This is a genomic window from Acidovorax sp. SUPP3434 (genome assembly GCF_030159015.1).
Classification (GTDB): Bacteria; Pseudomonadota; Gammaproteobacteria; order Burkholderiales; family Burkholderiaceae_C; genus Paracidovorax.
Genome location: NZ_BQXL01000001.1, coordinates 217,461 through 233,110, shown reverse-complemented (window position 1 = coordinate 233,110; position 15,650 = coordinate 217,461). Strand labels below are relative to the sequence as shown.

The 15,650-nt window shown below is 66.5% G+C and carries 16 protein-coding genes and 1 tRNA gene; 8 read left to right on the top strand and 9 right to left on the bottom strand.

The window, feature by feature from the left end:
• Position 1: 1 nt before the first annotated feature.
• The 5 genes from AVKW3434_RS01065 to AVKW3434_RS01045 form a co-directional block, all read right to left on the bottom strand.
• The gene (locus AVKW3434_RS01065; RefSeq protein ID WP_284403663.1) at positions 2 to 796 is read right to left on the bottom strand and encodes an ABC transporter ATP-binding protein; all 795 of its coding nucleotides are present in this window, start codon (positions 794 to 796) and stop codon (positions 2 to 4) included.
• On the bottom strand, positions 793 to 2,103 hold the full coding sequence (locus AVKW3434_RS01060) for a branched-chain amino acid ABC transporter permease (RefSeq protein ID WP_284403660.1): 1,311 nt from the start codon (positions 2,101 to 2,103) through the stop codon (positions 793 to 795). The genes AVKW3434_RS01065 and AVKW3434_RS01060 overlap by 4 nt, the downstream gene beginning before the upstream one ends.
• A 4-nt stretch (positions 2,104 to 2,107) precedes the next feature.
• Positions 2,108 to 3,061, bottom strand: coding sequence for a branched-chain amino acid ABC transporter permease (locus AVKW3434_RS01055; RefSeq protein ID WP_284403658.1), 954 nt, complete (start codon positions 3,059 to 3,061; stop codon positions 2,108 to 2,110).
• Positions 3,062 to 3,146: 85 nt separating this feature from the next.
• Complete coding sequence (locus AVKW3434_RS01050) at positions 3,147 to 4,382, bottom strand: branched-chain amino acid ABC transporter substrate-binding protein (protein ID WP_284401886.1); 1,236 nt, start codon at positions 4,380 to 4,382, stop codon at positions 3,147 to 3,149.
• A gap of 149 nt (positions 4,383 to 4,531) precedes the next feature.
• Positions 4,532 to 6,172, bottom strand: a complete 1,641-nt coding sequence (locus tag AVKW3434_RS01045; protein WP_284403656.1) for a 3-(methylthio)propionyl-CoA ligase — start codon at positions 6,170 to 6,172, stop codon at positions 4,532 to 4,534.
• A 187-nt stretch (positions 6,173 to 6,359) separates the two neighbouring features.
• Here AVKW3434_RS01045 and AVKW3434_RS01040 point away from each other — a divergent pair, with 187 nt between their 5' ends.
• The 5 genes from AVKW3434_RS01040 (at position 6,360) to AVKW3434_RS01020 (ending at position 9,998) form a co-directional block, all read left to right on the top strand.
• Complete coding sequence (locus AVKW3434_RS01040) at positions 6,360 to 7,844, top strand: protein adenylyltransferase SelO (RefSeq protein ID WP_284403654.1); 1,485 nt, start codon at positions 6,360 to 6,362, stop codon at positions 7,842 to 7,844.
• Positions 7,841 to 8,254, top strand: a complete 414-nt coding sequence (gene msrB, locus AVKW3434_RS01035) for a peptide-methionine (R)-S-oxide reductase MsrB (protein ID WP_284403652.1) — start codon at positions 7,841 to 7,843, stop codon at positions 8,252 to 8,254. Before AVKW3434_RS01040 ends, msrB begins: the two co-directional genes overlap by 4 nt.
• A gap of 37 nt (positions 8,255 to 8,291) precedes the next feature.
• Complete coding sequence (locus AVKW3434_RS01030) at positions 8,292 to 8,879, top strand: septation protein A (protein WP_284403649.1); 588 nt, start codon at positions 8,292 to 8,294, stop codon at positions 8,877 to 8,879.
• Entirely contained in the window at positions 8,876 to 9,145 is a 270-nt protein-coding gene (locus tag AVKW3434_RS01025) for a BolA family protein (RefSeq protein WP_284403647.1), read from the top strand. Before AVKW3434_RS01030 ends, AVKW3434_RS01025 begins: the two co-directional genes overlap by 4 nt.
• A gap of 67 nt (positions 9,146 to 9,212) precedes the next feature.
• Entirely contained in the window at positions 9,213 to 9,998 is a 786-nt protein-coding gene (locus tag AVKW3434_RS01020; protein WP_272563926.1) for a foldase protein PrsA, read from the top strand.
• 109 nt (positions 9,999 to 10,107) lie between these two features.
• Here the strand turns inward: AVKW3434_RS01020 and AVKW3434_RS01015 are convergent, their stop codons facing one another.
• The gene (locus AVKW3434_RS01015; RefSeq protein WP_284403643.1) at positions 10,108 to 10,905 is read right to left on the bottom strand and encodes a heparan-alpha-glucosaminide N-acetyltransferase; all 798 of its coding nucleotides are present in this window, start codon (positions 10,903 to 10,905) and stop codon (positions 10,108 to 10,110) included.
• 145 nt (positions 10,906 to 11,050) lie between these two features.
• Here AVKW3434_RS01015 and AVKW3434_RS01010 point away from each other — a divergent pair, with 145 nt between their 5' ends.
• The gene (locus tag AVKW3434_RS01010) at positions 11,051 to 11,332 is read left to right on the top strand and encodes a hypothetical protein (RefSeq protein WP_284403640.1); all 282 of its coding nucleotides are present in this window, start codon (positions 11,051 to 11,053) and stop codon (positions 11,330 to 11,332) included.
• A 114-nt stretch (positions 11,333 to 11,446) separates the two neighbouring features.
• Here the strand turns inward: AVKW3434_RS01010 and AVKW3434_RS01005 are convergent.
• Together AVKW3434_RS01005 and infA are read right to left on the bottom strand one after the other, a co-directional pair.
• A tRNA-Pro gene (locus AVKW3434_RS01005) sits at positions 11,447 to 11,523 on the bottom strand.
• A gap of 73 nt (positions 11,524 to 11,596) precedes the next feature.
• On the bottom strand, positions 11,597 to 11,845 hold the full coding sequence (gene infA, locus AVKW3434_RS01000) for a translation initiation factor IF-1 (RefSeq protein ID WP_092739728.1): 249 nt from the start codon (positions 11,843 to 11,845) through the stop codon (positions 11,597 to 11,599).
• 454 nt (positions 11,846 to 12,299) lie between these two features.
• Here infA and asd point away from each other — a divergent pair, with 454 nt between their 5' ends.
• Positions 12,300 to 13,151: an archaetidylserine decarboxylase gene (asd, locus tag AVKW3434_RS00995; protein WP_284403638.1), complete on the top strand. Its 852-nt coding sequence runs from the start codon at positions 12,300 to 12,302 to the stop codon at positions 13,149 to 13,151.
• A gap of 83 nt (positions 13,152 to 13,234) precedes the next feature.
• Here the strand turns inward: asd and AVKW3434_RS00990 are convergent, their stop codons facing one another.
• Complete coding sequence (locus AVKW3434_RS00990) at positions 13,235 to 13,489, bottom strand: hypothetical protein (RefSeq protein ID WP_284401863.1); 255 nt, start codon at positions 13,487 to 13,489, stop codon at positions 13,235 to 13,237.
• 156 nt (positions 13,490 to 13,645) lie between these two features.
• On the opposite strand from AVKW3434_RS00990, the gene AVKW3434_RS00985 reads away from it, so the two are divergent.
• Complete coding sequence (locus AVKW3434_RS00985; RefSeq protein ID WP_284403636.1) at positions 13,646 to 15,592, top strand: phosphatase PAP2 family protein; 1,947 nt, start codon at positions 13,646 to 13,648, stop codon at positions 15,590 to 15,592.
• Positions 15,593 to 15,650: the final 58 nt, after the last annotated feature.

Genomic DNA, 15,650 nt, shown 5'->3' with positions numbered 1-15,650 from the left:
TTCAGTGTCCTTCCGCCTGCTGCGCTGCCGCCACGGCCGAGCCGAGGTAGGCCTCCTGCACGCGCGGGTTGGCGCGCACGGCTTCGGGGGTGTCGAAGGCGATCACCTCGCCGTAGACCACCACGGCGATCTTGTCGGCCAGGCCGAACACCACGCCCATGTCGTGCTCCACGGTGAGCAGCGTGCGGCCCACCGTCACTTCCTTGATGAGGCGGATGAAGCGCGCGGTCTCGCTCTTGCTCATGCCGGCGGTGGGTTCGTCCAGCAGGATGACGTTGGCGCCCCCCGCGATGGTGATGCCGATCTCCAGCGCGCGCTGCTCGGCGTAGGTGAGGTTCATGGCCAGCGTGTCGCGCTTCTTGTCCAGGCGGATCTGTTCCATGAGCTGCGTGGCGCGCTCGTTGGCATCGTGCAGGCGCGAGAGAAAGCGCAGGAAGGTGTAGCGGTAGCCCAGGCTCCACAGCACGCCGCAGCGCAGGTTCTCGAACACGCTGAGCTTGGGGAAGATGTTGGTGATCTGGAAGCTGCGCGACAGCCCCATGCGGTTGATCTCGTACGGCGCCTTGCCGTCGATGCGCTGGCCGTTCAGCAGCACCTGGCCGCTGGTGGCGCCGAAGCGTCCGCTGATGAGGTTGAACAGCGTGGACTTTCCGGCGCCGTTGGGGCCGATGATGGCCACGCGCTCGCCCGGGGCCACGCACAGGTTGGCGCCGCGGATGATCTCGGTCTTGCCGAAGCGCTTGTGCAGGTCGCGCAACTCCAGCGCATAGGGGGTTTTGACGGGGGTCACGCTCATGCGGCCTCCCCGCGCTTGATGTCCTGCTCGATGGCTTCCTGGATGGCGCCCCATTGCTGCAGGAACTGGCGCCGCACGGTCTCGAACAGGCCCAGGCCCACCAGCAGCACGAAGCCCGCCCCGAACCAGCTGGACAGGGCCCGCGCGTTCAGCGTGGCGCCGAGAAAGTTCATCTGCGGCCCGAGCGCCGAATTGAGCTGCAGGTGGTAGGTCATCTCCACCATGCAGGCCGCGCCCAGCACCGCCACCAGGGCCGTGCCGCCCAGGGCCAGGTACGACACCCAAAGCGTGCGCAGCCGGCCGTATTTGGCCACGCGCAGGTTCATCATGATCAGGCTGGCGATGCCGCCGGGCGCATACATCACCATGAACAGGAACACGAGGCCCAGGTACAGCAGCCAGGCCTTGGACAGCTCGGACAGCAGCACCGACGCGAACACCAGCAGCACCGCGCCGATGATGGGCCCGAAGAAGAAGGTGGCCCCGCCCAGGAAGGTGAACAGCAGATAGCCGCCCGAGCGCAGCACGCTCACGCTGTCGGCGCCGGTGACGATCTCGAAGTTGATCGCCGCCAGCCCCCCGCCCACGCCCGCGAAGAAGCCCGCGATGATGAAGGCGAAGTAGCGCACGCGCTGCGTGTTGTAGCCGATGAACTCCACCCGCTCGGGGTTGTCGCGCACCGCGTTCAGGATGCGGCCCAGCGGCGTGCCGGTGAAGGCGAACATGAGCGCGGTGCACACGAAGCAGTAGGCCGCGATCAGGTAGTACACCTGGATGGCCGGGCCGAAGGTGATGCCCATGAACCCCTTGCCGTACACCCGGTCGGTCGTGATGCCGCCCTCGCCCCCGAAGAATTCGGGGAACATCAGCGCCATAGACGCCACCAGCTCGCCGATGCCCAGGGTGATCATGGCGAAGGTGGTGCCCGACTTCTTGGTGGTGACGAAGCCCAGCAGCACGGCGAAGAACAGCCCCGCCAGCCCGCCCACGAGCGGGATGAAGACCAACGGAATGGGCACCGCGCCCTTGCCGGCCAGGTTCATCGCATGGATGGCGATGAACGAGCCCAGGCCGGTGTACACGGCATGGCCGAAGCTCAGCATGCCGCCCTGCCCCAGCAGCATGTTGTATGAGAGGCAGATGACGATGAGGTAGCCGATCTGCGACAGCATGGTGAGCGCCAGGCTGCTGGTGAACAGCATGGGCGCCACGATGAGCGCGGCCGCGAACAGGCCCCAGATGACAATGCGCCCGATGTTGAGCGGCTTGAACCGGTAGGCCGGCGGCGAGGGGGTGTGGGAGCGCATGGGTTCAGTCCTCCCGCGTGCCGAGCAGGCCCTTGGGCCGGAAGATGAGGATCAGCACCAGCAGCAGGTACGGCAGGATCGGCGCCACCTGCGACACGGTGAGCTTGAGCAGCGGCCAGCCGAAGGTCTGCTCGGTCACCGCCATGCCGACCGCGCGCAGTGCATGCGCCAGCGAATAGTCCAGCGCCACCGCGAAGGTCTGCAGCACGCCGATCAGCAGCGAGGCAAGGAAGGCCCCGGCCAGCGACCCCATGCCCCCCACGACGACGACAACGAAGATGATCGAGCCCACCGAGGCGGCCATGGCCGGCTCGGTGACGTAGGTGTTGCCGCCGATCACGCCCGCCAGCCCGGCGAGCGCGCAGCCGCCGCCGAACACCAGCATGAACACGCGCGGCACGTTGTGGCCCAGCGCCTCGACCATGTCGGGGTGCTTGAGCGCGGCCTGGATCACCAGGCCGATGCGCGTGCGGGTGAGCAGCAGCCACACGGACAGCAGCATCAGCAGCGCCACCAGCATGACGAACGAACGCGACTTCGGGAACTGCGTGCCATACAGCGTGAACAGCGGTCCCTGCAACTGCGCGGGCAGGCCGTAGGGCACGGTGGAGCGGCCCCAGACGAGTTGCACCAGCTCCAGGACCAGGTACGACAGGCCGAAGGTGACGAGCAGCTCGGGCACGTGGCCGTACTGGTGCACGCGGCGCAGCGCGAAGCGCTCGAAGGCCGCGCCCAAGGCCCCCACGAGCAGCGGCGCGATGAAGAGCGCGACCCAGAATCCCACCAGCCCGGAGAGCGTGTAGGCGATGTAGGCCCCCAGCATGTAGAAGCTGGTGTGGGCGAAGTTGAGCACGCCCATCATGCTGAAGATGAGGGTGAGCCCCGAGCTGAGCATGAACAGCAGCAGCCCGTAGCTGACGCCGTTGAGCAGCGAGATCACGAAAAACTCAAGATTCATCGAAGAACAGCGCCCGCACGGTTAAAAAAAGAGCCCGAGGAACCCCGGGCCCAAGGTCTCACAGCAATGAAATCGGATGCCCGGATCAGGAGGGCCGCTTCATCTGGCACGAGGTGGGCGTGCTGGCCACGTAGGGCTCGTAGTACTTCACCGGCACGAAGGTATAGCCGGTATTTTCCGCGTCATTGGGGTACTTGCCGCCGGCCTTCTCCCATTTGGAGACGAACAGGCCCTGCTGTAGCTGGTGGTCGCTCTTGCGCATCTCGACCTCGCCGTTGAAGCTGTTGAACTTCATGCCCTCCAGCACCGGCGCCACCTTCACCGGGTCGGTGGACTTGGCCTTCACGAAGGCGGCATCCAGCATGGCGAAGGCGTGGTACACGGCGCCGGTGTACATGTCGTCGTTGAACTTCTTCTTGTATTCGGTGACCACGCGGCCGATGTCGCCGGGCAGGTTCAGGTGGTTGTACGACACCATGTACACGCGCCCCGCCGCCGCCGCGCCCATGGCCGTGGGGCTGCCCGTCACGCCGCCGTAGTAGGTGTAGAAGTTGACGTTGGCCAGCCCCGCATCGTTGGCGGCCTTGATGAGCAGGGCCAGGTCCGAGCCCCAGTTGCCGGTGATCACGCTGTCGGCGCCGGACTGCTTGATCTTGGCGATGTAGGGCGCGAAATCGCGCACCTGGGCCAGCGGGTGCAGGTCGTCGCCCACGATCTGCACGTCGGGCCGCTTGCGCGCCAGGTTCTCCTTGGCGAACTTGGAGACCTGCTGGCCATGCGAGTAGTTCTGGTTGATGAGGTACACCTTCTTGACCTCGGGCAGGTCCTTCATGAAGGTGGTCATGGCTTCCATCTTCATCGAGGTGTCGGCATCCAGGCGGAAGTGCCAGTAGCTGCACTTGCTGTTGGTGAGGTCGGGGTCCACGGCGGCGTAGTTGAGGTACATGACCTCCTTGCCGGGGTTGCGCGCGTTGTGCTTTTCCAGCGCGTCGATGATGGCCAGCGCCGGGCCGGAGCCGTTGCCCTGCACCACGTAGCGCGCGCCCTGGTCCATGGCCGAGCGCAGGGCGCTGGTGGTTTCCTGCGGGCTGAGCTTGTTGTCGATGCCAATGATCTCGAACTTCACACCCGCCGCGTTCTTCTTGTTGAACTCCTCCGAGAGGAACTGGAAGCTCTTGAGCTGGTTGGTCCCCACCGCCGCCATGAGGCCGGACAGCGGGTCGAGCCAGGCGATCTTCACCGTGTCGCCCTTTTGAGCGAACGCGCCGCCAGCGCTCACCAGGATTGCGGATGCAGCTACAGCCTTGATAGCAAATCTCATCGCTTGTCTCCTCTTGGGTTCTTGAATGGAACAGGGCGCAGCGTAAGGCACGCCACAGAGGAGATGCTCAGGGATTCACCCTATCCGCTATCCCGCATGCGACTGGGCGGCGGCCTCTCGCGACCGCCTCCTCGCCGCACCGGCGTGCGTCACAGGCCCGGCAGGCGGTAGTCCTTGAGCTGCTCGCGCAGCTTGGCCTTGAGCATCTTGCCCGTGGCGCCGATCGGGATCGCGTCCACGAACAGCACATCGTCCGGGATCTGCCACTTGGCGGTCTTGCCCGCGTAGAACTGCAGCAGTTCCTCGCGCGTCACCTCCGCGCCCGGGCGCTTGACCACCGCCACGATGGGCCGCTCATCCCACTTGGGGTGCGGCATGCCCACGCACGCGGCCATGGCGACGCCGGGGTGGGCCATGGCGATGTTCTCGATGTCGATGGAGCTGATCCACTCGCCGCCGGACTTGATCACGTCCTTGCTGCGGTCGGTGATCTGCATGTAGCCGTCGGCATCGATGGTGGCGACGTCGCCCGTGGGGAACCAGCCGCGGCCCTGCGCATCGGGCACCAGCGGATCGCCCTCGCCGCGGTAGTAGTTCTGCACGATCCACGGGCCCTTGACCAGCAGGTCGCCATAGGTCTTGCCGTCCCAGGGCAGTTCGTGGCCGTCGCCGTCCACGATCTTCATGTCCACGCCGTAGATCGCGCGGCCCTGCTTCATGAGGATCTGCATCTGCTCGTCGCGCGGCAGCGCCAGGTGCTTGTTCTTGAGCGAGCACAGCGTGCCCAGCGGGCTCATCTCGGTCATGCCCCACGCGTGCAGCACGCGCACGCCGTAGTCGTCCTGGAACGACTGGATCATGGCCGGCGGGCAGGCCGAGCCGCCGATCACGGTGCGCTTCAGTTGGCCGAAGCGCAGGCCGCCCGCCTTCACGTGGTTGAGCAGCATCTGCCACACGGTGGGCACGCCAGCGGCGAAAGTCACGCCCTCGGCATCCATCAGCTCATAGACCGATTTGCCGTCCAGCGCCGGGCCGGGAAAGACCACCTTGGCGCCCACCAGCGGCGCCGAGTACGGTAGCCCCCAGGCATTGACGTGGAACATCGGCACCACGGGCAGCACCGCATCGCTGGCCGACAGGCCCATCACGTCCGGCAGCGCGGCGGCATACGCGTGCAACAGGGTCGAGCGGTGGCTGTAGAGCACCGCCTTGGGGTGCCCGGTGGTGCCGCTCGTGTAGCACATGCTGGAGGCGGTGTTCTCGTCGAACGTGGGCCACACGTAGGTGTCGGGGGCTTCGCCGATCCAGGCTTCGTAGCTCAGCAGGCCCGGGATGCCGCTGTCGGCGGGCAGCTGGTCGGCATCGCACAGCGCCACCCACTGGCGCACCGTGGGGCACTTGGCGTGCACGGCCTGCACGATGGGCAGGAAGGTCATGTCGAAGCACAGCACCCGGTCTTCGGCGTGGTTGACGATCCACGCGATCTGCTCGGGGTGCAGGCGGGGGTTGATGGTGTGCATCACCCGCTCCGAGCCGCTCACGCCGTAGTACATCTCCATGTGGCGGTAGCCGTTCCAGGCCAGGCTGGCCACGCGGTCGCCGGCTGCCAGGCCCATGCCGTCCAGCACATTGGCCAGCCGCCGCGCCCGAACCGCCATGTCGCTGTAGGTGTAGCGGTGGATGTCGCCCTCGACGCGGCGCGACACGATCTGCACGTCGCCGTGATGGCGCTCGGCGAATTCGATCAGCGTGGAAATCAGCAAGGGTTGACTCTGCATCAGGCCCAGCATGTTGGCTCCTTGGGTTGTCGTTGTGAATGGTTCCGCGGCATCCTACCGTGCGCCCTGCGCACTGCCGCCCTGGGGGCGCCAAGCACCGGGGCCGCATCTGTCGCCAGCTTGACAGCCGCCGGCGCGGCCCCGGGCGCTCAAGCCCCCTCGCCGCGCGTGGCAAAGCGGGTCGGAGACAATTCGGCAGATGAACGCCCCCCTTCCCACCGCCGCGACGGCGCCCGCGTCCGGCCTCGAATGGCGCAACGGCTTTGCAGCGCTGGGCCCGGATTTCTTCACCGAACTGGTCCCCACGCCCCTGCCCGCCCCGCACTGGGTGGCCACGAGCGGGGATGCCGCGCAGCAACTGGGCGTGCCCGCGGCCTGGCTGGCCTCCGATGCGGCGCTGCAGGTGTGCTCCGGCAACGCGCTGCTGTCGGGCATGCGGCCATTGGCCACGGTGTACAGCGGCCACCAGTTCGGGGTGTGGGCGGGGCAACTGGGCGATGGCCGCGCCATCCTGTTGGGCGAGACCTCCGGCGGGCAGGAGGTGCAACTCAAGGGCGCCGGGCGCACGCCGTATTCGCGCATGGGCGATGGCCGCGCCGTGCTGCGCTCGAGCATCCGCGAATTTTTGTGCAGCGAAGCCATGCATGCGCTGGGCGTGCCCACCACGCGGGCGCTGGCCCTGACCGGCTCGCCCGCCCCGGTGCAGCGCGAGGTGGTGGAGACCGCCGCCGTCGTGACCCGCACCGCGCCGGCCTTCATCCGCTTCGGGCACTTCGAGCACTTCGCGGCGCGCGACCTGCTGCCGCAGCTGCGCACGCTGGCCGACTACGTCATCGACCGCTACTACCCGGAGTGCCGCGGCCCGGATGCGCCGGGCGGCAACCCCTACGCCGCCCTCCTCCAGGCGGTGAGCGAGCGCACGGCGGAACTGCTCGCCCACTGGCAGGCGCAGGGCTTTTGCCACGGGGTGATGAACACGGACAACATGAGCATCCTGGGCCTCACGATCGACTACGGGCCCTTCCAGTTCCTCGACGCGTTCGTGCCGGGCCATGTGTGCAACCACAGCGACACGCAGGGCCGCTACGCCTTCAACCGCCAGCCCAACGTGGCCTACTGGAACCTGTTCCGGCTGGGCCAGGCGCTGCTGCCGCTGATCGAGGACGTGGCGCTGGCGCAGGCAGCGCTCGCGTCCTACCAGACCGTGTTCCCGGCCACGTTCCTGCAGCGCATGCGCGGCAAGCTCGGGCTGCAGGCCGCCCACGACGGCGACGCCGCGCTGGTGGACGGCCTGCTCAACCTGCTGGCCCAAGGCGGGGTGGACTACCCCATCTTCTGGCGCCGCCTGTCGCATGCCGTGGCCAGCGGGGACTTCGAACCCGTGCGCGACCTGTTCATCGACCGGGCGGGCTGGGAGGCGTGGTTGCTATCATTTTCAGAGCGCACAGGACAATCAAATCCCCGGCATATGGCCGATTCGATGCTGAAATGCAATCCGAAATTCGTGCTGCGCAACCACCTGGGAGAGCAGGCCATCCGCGCGGCCACGCAAGGCGACTTCGCGCCGCTGCACACCCTGCAGGCCCTGCTGGCCGAACCGTTCGACGAACACCCGGGCCACGAGGCCTGGGCCGACTTCCCGCCCGACTGGGCTTCCTCCATCGAAATCAGCTGCTCATCATGACCTTTCCCATCAAAAAGACCGATGCCGAATGGCAGGCCCTGCTGCAGAGCAAAGGCGCCGAGCCCGTGGCCTGGCAAGTCACCCGCCACGCCGCCACCGAGCGCCCGTTCACCGGCAAGTACGAAGCGCACTGGGCCGACGGCAGCTACCACTGCGTGTGCTGCGGCGCCAAGCTGTTCGACTCCGGCACCAAATTCGACGCCGGCTGCGGCTGGCCCAGCTTTTCCGAGGCGGTGCCGGGCTCGATCAAGGAGATCGTGGACCGCAGCCATGGCATGGTCCGGACGGAGACGGTTTGTGCACAATGCGGGGCGCACCTGGGCCATGTGTTCGAGGACGGCCCCGCCTCCACCGGCCTGCGCTATTGCATGAACTCCGCATCGCTCGATTTCGAGCCCGGCTCCCCCTGAACGGCGGCAACGCCCGCCCACGCTCCAGCCCTCCCCCATGAAACTGCTGATCGACTTCTTTCCCATCATCCTGTTCTTCGCGGCCTTCAAGCTGTGGGGCATCTACACGGCCACGGCCGTGGCCATCGCCGCCACCGTGCTGCAGATCGGCTACCTGCGCTACAAGAACGGCAAGGTCGAGCCCATGCAGTGGGTCAGCCTGGGCGTCATCGTGGTGTTCGGCGGCGCCACGCTGCTCTCGCACAGCGAGACCTTCATCAAGTGGAAGCCCACCGTGCTGTACTGGCTGATGGGCTCGGCGCTGCTGATCGGCCAGCTGTTCTTCCGCAAGAACCTGATCCGCTCCCTGATGGGCGCGCAGATGGAATTGCCCGACGCCGCCTGGCGCACCGTGAACTGGAGCTGGACCGGGTTCTTTGCCGTGATGGGCCTGGTCAACCTGTGGGTGGCCTACCGCTTCGACACCGACACCTGGGTCAACTTCAAGCTGTTCGGCGGCATCGGGCTGATGGCGGTGTTCGTCATCGGCCAGGCCCTGTACCTGAGCCGCTACATGAAGGAAGACGACACCAAGGCCGTGCCCAACGCCACGCCCGAGGCGGCCCACAAGGACGTGCAGCCATGACGGCGCTGGCCATCACCGCCGAGGCCATGGCGACCCGGCTGCAGGAGCGGCTGAGCCCTTCCGCGCTGCAGGTGCTGGACGAAAGCGCCGCCCATGCAGGCCATGTGGGGGCCAACGGAACGGGTTTCGGCACCCATTTCCGGGTGCGGATTTCGTCACCTTTGTTTACAGGAAGACCCCGCGTCGCACAACATCGCCTTGTGTATGATGCGCTGCAAGAATTTATTGACCAGGGCGCTCACGCCATAGCCATTGAAGTTCTTTGATCCGGCCCTATTTGTCGGACTTGCGGTCAAAACGGCCGCAACTCATTTCCTTTTTGTGGACTCCCCAATGAAGAAAAAGCTTTTGTCCGGCCTCGTGGCCGCTGCCGTGCTGAGCGCGACGGCCTTTCCCGTCTACGCTCAAAACCTCGCCGTTGTGAATGGCAAGGCCGTTCCCAAGGAACGCGCCGAAGCCCTGAAGCAGCAAGTGGAACGCTCCGGCCGCCCCGTGACCCCCGAGGTCGAAGGCCAGATCAAGGAAGAAGTGATCGCCCGCGAAATCTTCTTGCAGGAAGCCCAGAAGCGCGGCCTCGAAGCCTCGCCCGACTACAAGGTCCAGATGGAACTGGCCCGCCAGACCATCCTGATCCGCGAACTGTTCGCCGATTACCAAAAGGCCAACCCCGTCACCGACGCCGAAATCCAGGCCGAGTACGACAAGTTCGTTGCCGCCAACACCGGCAAGGAATACAAGGCCAGCCACATCCTGGTGGAAAAGGAAGACCAAGCCAAGGCCATCATCGCGTCCATCAAGAAGGGCGCCAAGTTTGAAGACATCGCCAAGAAGCAGTCGAAGGACCCCGGATCCGGCGCCCGCGGCGGCGACCTGGACTGGTCGGCTCCGAGCAGCTACGTGGCCGAGTTCACCGAAGCGCTGGTCAAGCTGAACAAGGGCCAGATGACCCAGACGCCGGTCAAGACCCAGTTCGGCTGGCACATCATCCGCCTGGACGACGTGCGCGAAGCCAAGCTGCCCAAGCTGGAAGAAGTGAAGCCCCAGGTGGCGCAGCAACTGCAGCAGCAGAAGCTGGCGAAGTTCCAGGAAGAACTGCGCACGAAGGCCAAGATCGAGTAATCGCTCACGGTCGGTGGACCGGCGACACCCTGCCGATCCACCAAGCTTCAAGTCTCAACGCGGCCCCACGGGCCGCGTTCTGCTTTTGGGACGGGCCTTGTGCCTTTTCCTAAACACGGCCCAGCATCCAAGATGCCGCCATCAGCAGACCGATCATGACCGGCTGGTGCAGCATGTAATAGCTCAGGCTCCAGCGGCCCAACACCGCCAGCGGTGACAGCGCCCGGGGCAGCGCCACCTTCATCCATTGCGGGCGCCGTCGCAGCACCCATTGCCCGCTCGCCAGTCCCCACCACATCACGCCCAGCCAGGGCAGCACCGGCACATAGTCTTCGGTGAAAGGCTTGCGCGACACCAGTCCCAGCCAGTTGAGCGCATAGCCGTTGAACGTGGAAGCCCAGGCCGCCAGCGGCCCCTCCGTCAGCGCCCACCCGGCGATGGAGGGAAGCGCCACGGCCATTGCACCGGCAGGCCAGAGCCAGGCACCCCACCCCACCGTGCATCGCGCGACGAGAAGCATGGCAGCCATCCCGTGCAAAACGCCGAAATGGATGAAGCTTTGCGGAAACATCAGTGACGACCCTGCGGTGACCAGCAAGGCGCATCCCACGATCTGCAGCCAGCGCTTGAAGAAGCGGGCCCATCCGAGGCCCTGCTGCCAGGCCAGTGCCTGCCCCAGCCCCGCGCAGAAAAGAAAGAGCGCCACGATGGCTGTCCGCTGGGTCGTCCAAAAAGGATCGGCACGGAAATTCTGCGGCCAGTACCCGAAGTGGCTGAGGTCGAAACAGAAATGGAAGACCGTCATCCACACCATGGCCACGCCTCGCAAGGCGTCCACGCCCTCCATGCGCGCCCCGCCGGTGCGCGGAGAAGAGCCAAAGGGGGAAAACGGACGGGACGTTGCCATGTGCTTTGGAAGAATGGGAAATGGTGGAGCGATCGGCCCAGGCGCTGCCATGGCTGAGCCTGAGCATGGGCCTACCGCGGTGCTGGATGCAATTTCAGCTTGTTGGCCGTATGGCCCCGTTCTAGCATGGGACCGAGGAGGCATTATGGACAATCATCCACAAGCAGAAATAGAACTGCTGCGCGAGGAAATCAGAACGCTCAAAAGCGCACTCGCCAACGTCACGACCCAGGTACAACCGCTGAATATGCTGGCCCAGGCCTTGGTGATATTGCACCAGGAACCTGCTGCACTGCGCATGGTGTTCGAGCATGCGATTCCCGAAGCCAACGTGCCGGATTTACCCTTCCTCATGGAAGAGGAAGACGTGGAACGCCTGGCGCACCAACGCGAGTGGATCTTGAGGCTGCTGCGAAGCCGGGGTTGATTTTCCTGCGCCTGCCATGGACGCGGAAAACTGCAGCGAAGGAAATACCGGAGGGGAAGGTAAATCCAAAAAGACAAAAGGGGTCAGGTCAAATGACCTAACCCCTTGAATCAATGGTCGGAGCGGCGGGATTCGAACTCGCGACCCTCTGCTCCCAAAGCAGATGCGCTACCAGGCTGCGCTACGCTCCGACAACTAGTATTCTAACCTTGCATCACAGCCATATTTGGAAGATTCAAGGAAATTTGCCAGTTTTTTTCAAACTCACCGCGACGAGGGGCCCGGGCCACGGCCTGGGAGGTGGCGGAAGGTGATGCGGCCCTTGGACAGGTCGTAGGGGGACATTTCCAGCGAGACCTTGTCGCCAGCAAGAATGCGGATGTGGTGCTTGCGCATCTTGCCGCCGGTGTAGGCGATCAGTTGATGGCCGTTGTCCAGCGTGACGCGAAAGCGGGAATCGGGCAGGACTTCCGTCACGGAGCCCTGCATTTCAATCAGTTCTTCTTTGGCCATGATTTCAAGTCAATCTTCAAACAGTAATAGGAGGTATCGGGGCCTGCGCGAAACTGCAACCGGAATGTCGGCCCATCTCGCAAGAGATCCAGGCGCGGTGCACAGCAAGCGGGGGTGGTCACTGCGCCCCATGGCGCATCGGTCGGAAAAGGCCGGCGGGGCGGCTTCCACACACAGCAGCGGCAGCGAGGCGCTGCGCAAAACCGCACCATTGTAACGTAGTAAGGAATCGTGTGGAATAGTGCCGATACACCACTGCGCCGCGCGCCGGCCCATGCACCGCGCCGGTTGCGCCCTGTGGTGAATGGCATCGATTTGACGCAGCGGCCCCGACTGACTTCGTTCCGGCATCTGGCGCCAGATGGCCTGCGCATGCAGCGTCAAGGCGCACGGCCGGGCCCCGCAGGCGCGCTCGGTAGAATGCCTCGCACCCCAACCGCTCAGGAAGTCCACCTTGTCAGACCGCCTTGCCGTACTGCCTCAATATCTACTTCCCAAACAAGCGCTGACGGCGCTGGCGGGGCGGCTTGCACGGGCGCAGGGAGGCCCCCGCACCACTGCCGCGATCGAGCGTTTCATCGCCCGCTATCGGGTGGACATGAGCGAGGCGGTCGAGCCCCGCCCGGCCGCATACGCCACGTTCAACGACTTCTTCACCCGCGCCCTGCGCCCCGGTGTGCGCCCGCTCGCCGCGGCGGCCGCGGTCTGCCCGGTGGATGGGGCGGTCAGCCAGTTCGGGCCCATCGACCAGGACCAGATCTTCCAGGCCAAGGGCCACCGCTACTCAACCACGGCCCTGGTGGGCGGCGATGCGGCGCTGGCCGCGCAGTTCGACAACGGCAGCTTCGCGACGATCTACCTGAGCCCCCGCGACTACCACCGCATCCACATGCCTTGCGATGGCACCTTGCTGCGCATGGTGCATGTGCCGGGCGACCTTTTTTCGGTGAACCCGGTCACTGCACGGGGCGTGCCCGGCCTGTTCGCGCGCAACGAGCGCGTGGTGTGCGTGTTCGACACGCCTTTGGGAAAGATGGTGCTCGTGCTGGTGGGCGCGACCATCGTGGGCAGCATGGCCACGGTGTGGCACGGTCAGGTCAACCCGCCGCGCAGCGGCGAGCTGCGCCACTGGGACTATGCCGACCGGCAGATCGTGCTGCGCCAGGGCGAGGAAATGGGCCGCTTCCTGCTGGGCTCCACCGTGGTGCTTCTGTTTCAGCGCGGCGCGGTGCGGTTTTCGGAGCAATGGGCCCCTGCCCGGCCCGTGCGGCTGGGCGAGGCGATGGCCGAGCAGTCGGCCGGCTGAGCGATTGGATGACCCAGGCCTGAGTCGGCCTCCGGCCGACGCGCCCTGCCCGGCTCCTGCATGAAGCGGGATGCCGGGGGACTTCAGCGCTTGCGCACGGTGGTGAACGCGCTGGGTGCCAGGAAGAGCCGGCTGGGGGAGACGGACGCCTCGTGGCCCACGAGGTAGATGGCCAGTTCCTGGCGGCGCAGGGCCACATGGCTCACGGTTTCCCACTGGTCGCCCATGCGCACCGAGGTGCCGGGCCGAAACAGCGGCATGTGAAAGAACTCTCCCCATCCAGGCAGGGCTGCGGGCTTTTCCGCGACCGCAGGCGCGAGGGTGGGGGCGATGTCCATGGCGCATGCTACCCCGCCGCGGGCTCCAGCGGGGAAATGATTGGCGTGCGGCGTCACGGCGCTGTCACAGCGCGACCCTAGAGTGCAGCCGCAGCAGGCCGCAAGCGGCCTGCGCGCACCCGTTTCGCTCCCGCCTTTCCAACCTGCCTGCTCCCCATGACGCTGCCCCTGCCCCGACGCACCCTGATCCTGGCGCTCGCCGCCGCATTCGCGCTCTCCGCCTGTGGCGGCGGGGGTTCCGATGCCGCACCACCCGATGCGCCGCGCGGCCTGGGATTTGCCGATTCCGCACCGGTGCCCAACGAATCGACCACGCCGCCGTTCGTGGACTTCGCCTTCACCAACCAGCGCGGCGATGCCCGCTACGCCACGCTGGCCACCAACGCCGGCGTGCGGGTGCTGTCGGGCTTTCTCGACATCTGGAAGCCCAGCACGCTGCTGGTGGATGCCAGCGTGACGGCCGATGCCAACGGCGCCTTCCCTGCGATCAAGCCGGCGGCCTGGACCGGCATTCCCGGTGACGCGACTGACGGCACGGTGCTGAACGCGCAGGTGCACACCCGCAACATCCAGTACGTGGTGGACGCCACGGCGCGCCGCACCGCGGCCCAGGAACTCCTGGCCTACGAAGACGACCGGCGCGGCAAGGCCTACAGCGTGACCGATGGACTGGGCCCATTGACCAATGCATGGCGCACCGCGGCGCAGCAAAAGACCAGCATTTCGGGCATTCCCGCGGATGCGACCACGGTGCTCTACAACGACACCGGCAACAACGCCGGTGTGGGCGGCAGCGCCAACGCGGGCTTCGGCACGGTGGTGGACTTCATCGGCGGCATCGGCGACAACGGCTCGACCGAGCCGGCCAAGCGCTTCTACAAATACGCCCGCCCGTGGCGCTGGAGCGCCAATGTGCAGATCGTGCCGGCCCTGGTGCCTGCCAGGAGCACCACCCCGGCCACCGATGGCGGCTTCACCAGCGGCCACACCGCCGAGGGCGTGCGCGATGCCATCGCCATGGCCTACCTGGTGCCCGAGCGGTTCCAGGAAATGCTGGCGCGCGGGCTGGAGTTGGGCGAAAGCCGCATCCTGGCCGGCATGCACTCGCCCCTGGATGTGATCAGCGGCCGTGTGCACGGCCAGGCCGTGGCCGCCGCCAGCATCGCCACCGGCGTGAACGCGCCGCGCAAGGCTGCTGCCGTGGCTCAGGCCCGCAGCACGCTGATGGCGGCCGTCGGGGCGCGCACGCCGGAGGAATTCCTGCAGATCGCTCATTCGCAGGCCACCACCGCCGACCGTTTCGCCGACCGCGCCACCAACCAGGCCGAGTACCTGCGCCGGATGACGTTCGGCTTCGCTCCCATCGGCGACACCACGCGTCCGGCCGTCGTGCCCAAGAGCGCCGAGGTGCTGCTGGAAACGCGCTTCCCCTACCTGGATGCGGGCCAGCGCCGCGTGGTGCTCAAGACCACCGCGATCGCCTCGGGCTACCCGGTGCTGGACGACGCCGAAGGCTGGGGTCGCCTGAACCTGTTCGCGGCCGGCGACGGCTACGGCGCCTTCAACGGCGACGTGGCAGTGACCATGGACGCGGCGCAGGGCGGCTTCAACGCGCTGGACGCCTGGCGCAACCCCATCGCGGGCGCCGGCAAGCTCACCAAGCGCGGCAGCGGCACGCTCGTGCTGGCAGGCGCGAACCGCTACACCGGGGGCACGGAAGTGTCCGCAGGTGCCGTGCGGGCCGACAGCAGCAATGCGCTGGGACAAGGCGACGTGTACCTGAGCGGCGGCACGCTGATCGGCAACACGGCGGCGGAGCTGGCCATCGGCGGTGCCTTCACCCTGGGCAGCAGCAGCACGCTGGAACTGCGCGTGGGCGCCAACGGCGCCGGCCAGTTGCAGGCCGCCGGCCCGGTCACGCTGGCGGGCACCCTGCGCATCGCCTTCCGCTCGGGCTTCACGCCGACGGTCGGATCGACCCTCACGCTGGTGCGCGGCGCCCCTGTGCGCGGGACGTTCGGCAGCATCACGGTCAACGGCTTCAAGGTCACGCCCATCTATCTGGACGATTCCGTGCAGCTTCGGATCGACGCGGCGGCCTGACGCCGCGGGCGCCGCGCCGCCCTTCCCCCGGTGCGGGGGGCGCGTAAGGCCGCTCTTG

Excerpts from the sequence above, each read along its gene's own strand:
- AVKW3434_RS01065 (WP_284403663.1), bottom strand. The coding sequence starts at position 796 with ATGAGCGTGACCCCCGTCAAAACCCCCTATGCGCTGGAGTTGCGCGAC.
- AVKW3434_RS01015 (WP_284403643.1), bottom strand. The coding sequence starts at position 10,905 with ATGGCAACGTCCCGTCCGTTTTCCCCCTTTGGCTCTTCTCCGCGCACC.
- AVKW3434_RS01010 (WP_284403640.1), top strand. The coding sequence starts at position 11,051 with ATGGACAATCATCCACAAGCAGAAATAGAACTGCTGCGCGAGGAAATC.
- AVKW3434_RS01050 (WP_284401886.1), bottom strand. The coding sequence starts at position 4,382 with ATGAGATTTGCTATCAAGGCTGTAGCTGCATCCGCAATCCTGGTGAGC.
- AVKW3434_RS01025 (WP_284403647.1), top strand. The coding sequence starts at position 8,876 with ATGACGGCGCTGGCCATCACCGCCGAGGCCATGGCGACCCGGCTGCAG.
- AVKW3434_RS01040 (WP_284403654.1), top strand. The coding sequence starts at position 6,360 with ATGAACGCCCCCCTTCCCACCGCCGCGACGGCGCCCGCGTCCGGCCTC.
- AVKW3434_RS01060 (WP_284403660.1), bottom strand. The coding sequence starts at position 2,103 with ATGCGCTCCCACACCCCCTCGCCGCCGGCCTACCGGTTCAAGCCGCTC.
- AVKW3434_RS01030 (WP_284403649.1), top strand. The coding sequence starts at position 8,292 with ATGAAACTGCTGATCGACTTCTTTCCCATCATCCTGTTCTTCGCGGCC.
- AVKW3434_RS01020 (WP_272563926.1), top strand. The coding sequence starts at position 9,213 with ATGAAGAAAAAGCTTTTGTCCGGCCTCGTGGCCGCTGCCGTGCTGAGC.
- msrB (WP_284403652.1), top strand. The coding sequence starts at position 7,841 with ATGACCTTTCCCATCAAAAAGACCGATGCCGAATGGCAGGCCCTGCTG.
- AVKW3434_RS00990 (WP_284401863.1), bottom strand. The coding sequence starts at position 13,489 with ATGGACATCGCCCCCACCCTCGCGCCTGCGGTCGCGGAAAAGCCCGCA.
- infA (WP_092739728.1), bottom strand. The coding sequence starts at position 11,845 with ATGGCCAAAGAAGAACTGATTGAAATGCAGGGCTCCGTGACGGAAGTC.
- AVKW3434_RS01055 (WP_284403658.1), bottom strand. The coding sequence starts at position 3,061 with ATGAATCTTGAGTTTTTCGTGATCTCGCTGCTCAACGGCGTCAGCTAC.
- AVKW3434_RS00985 (WP_284403636.1), top strand. The coding sequence starts at position 13,646 with ATGACGCTGCCCCTGCCCCGACGCACCCTGATCCTGGCGCTCGCCGCC.
- AVKW3434_RS01045 (WP_284403656.1), bottom strand. The coding sequence starts at position 6,172 with ATGCTGGGCCTGATGCAGAGTCAACCCTTGCTGATTTCCACGCTGATC.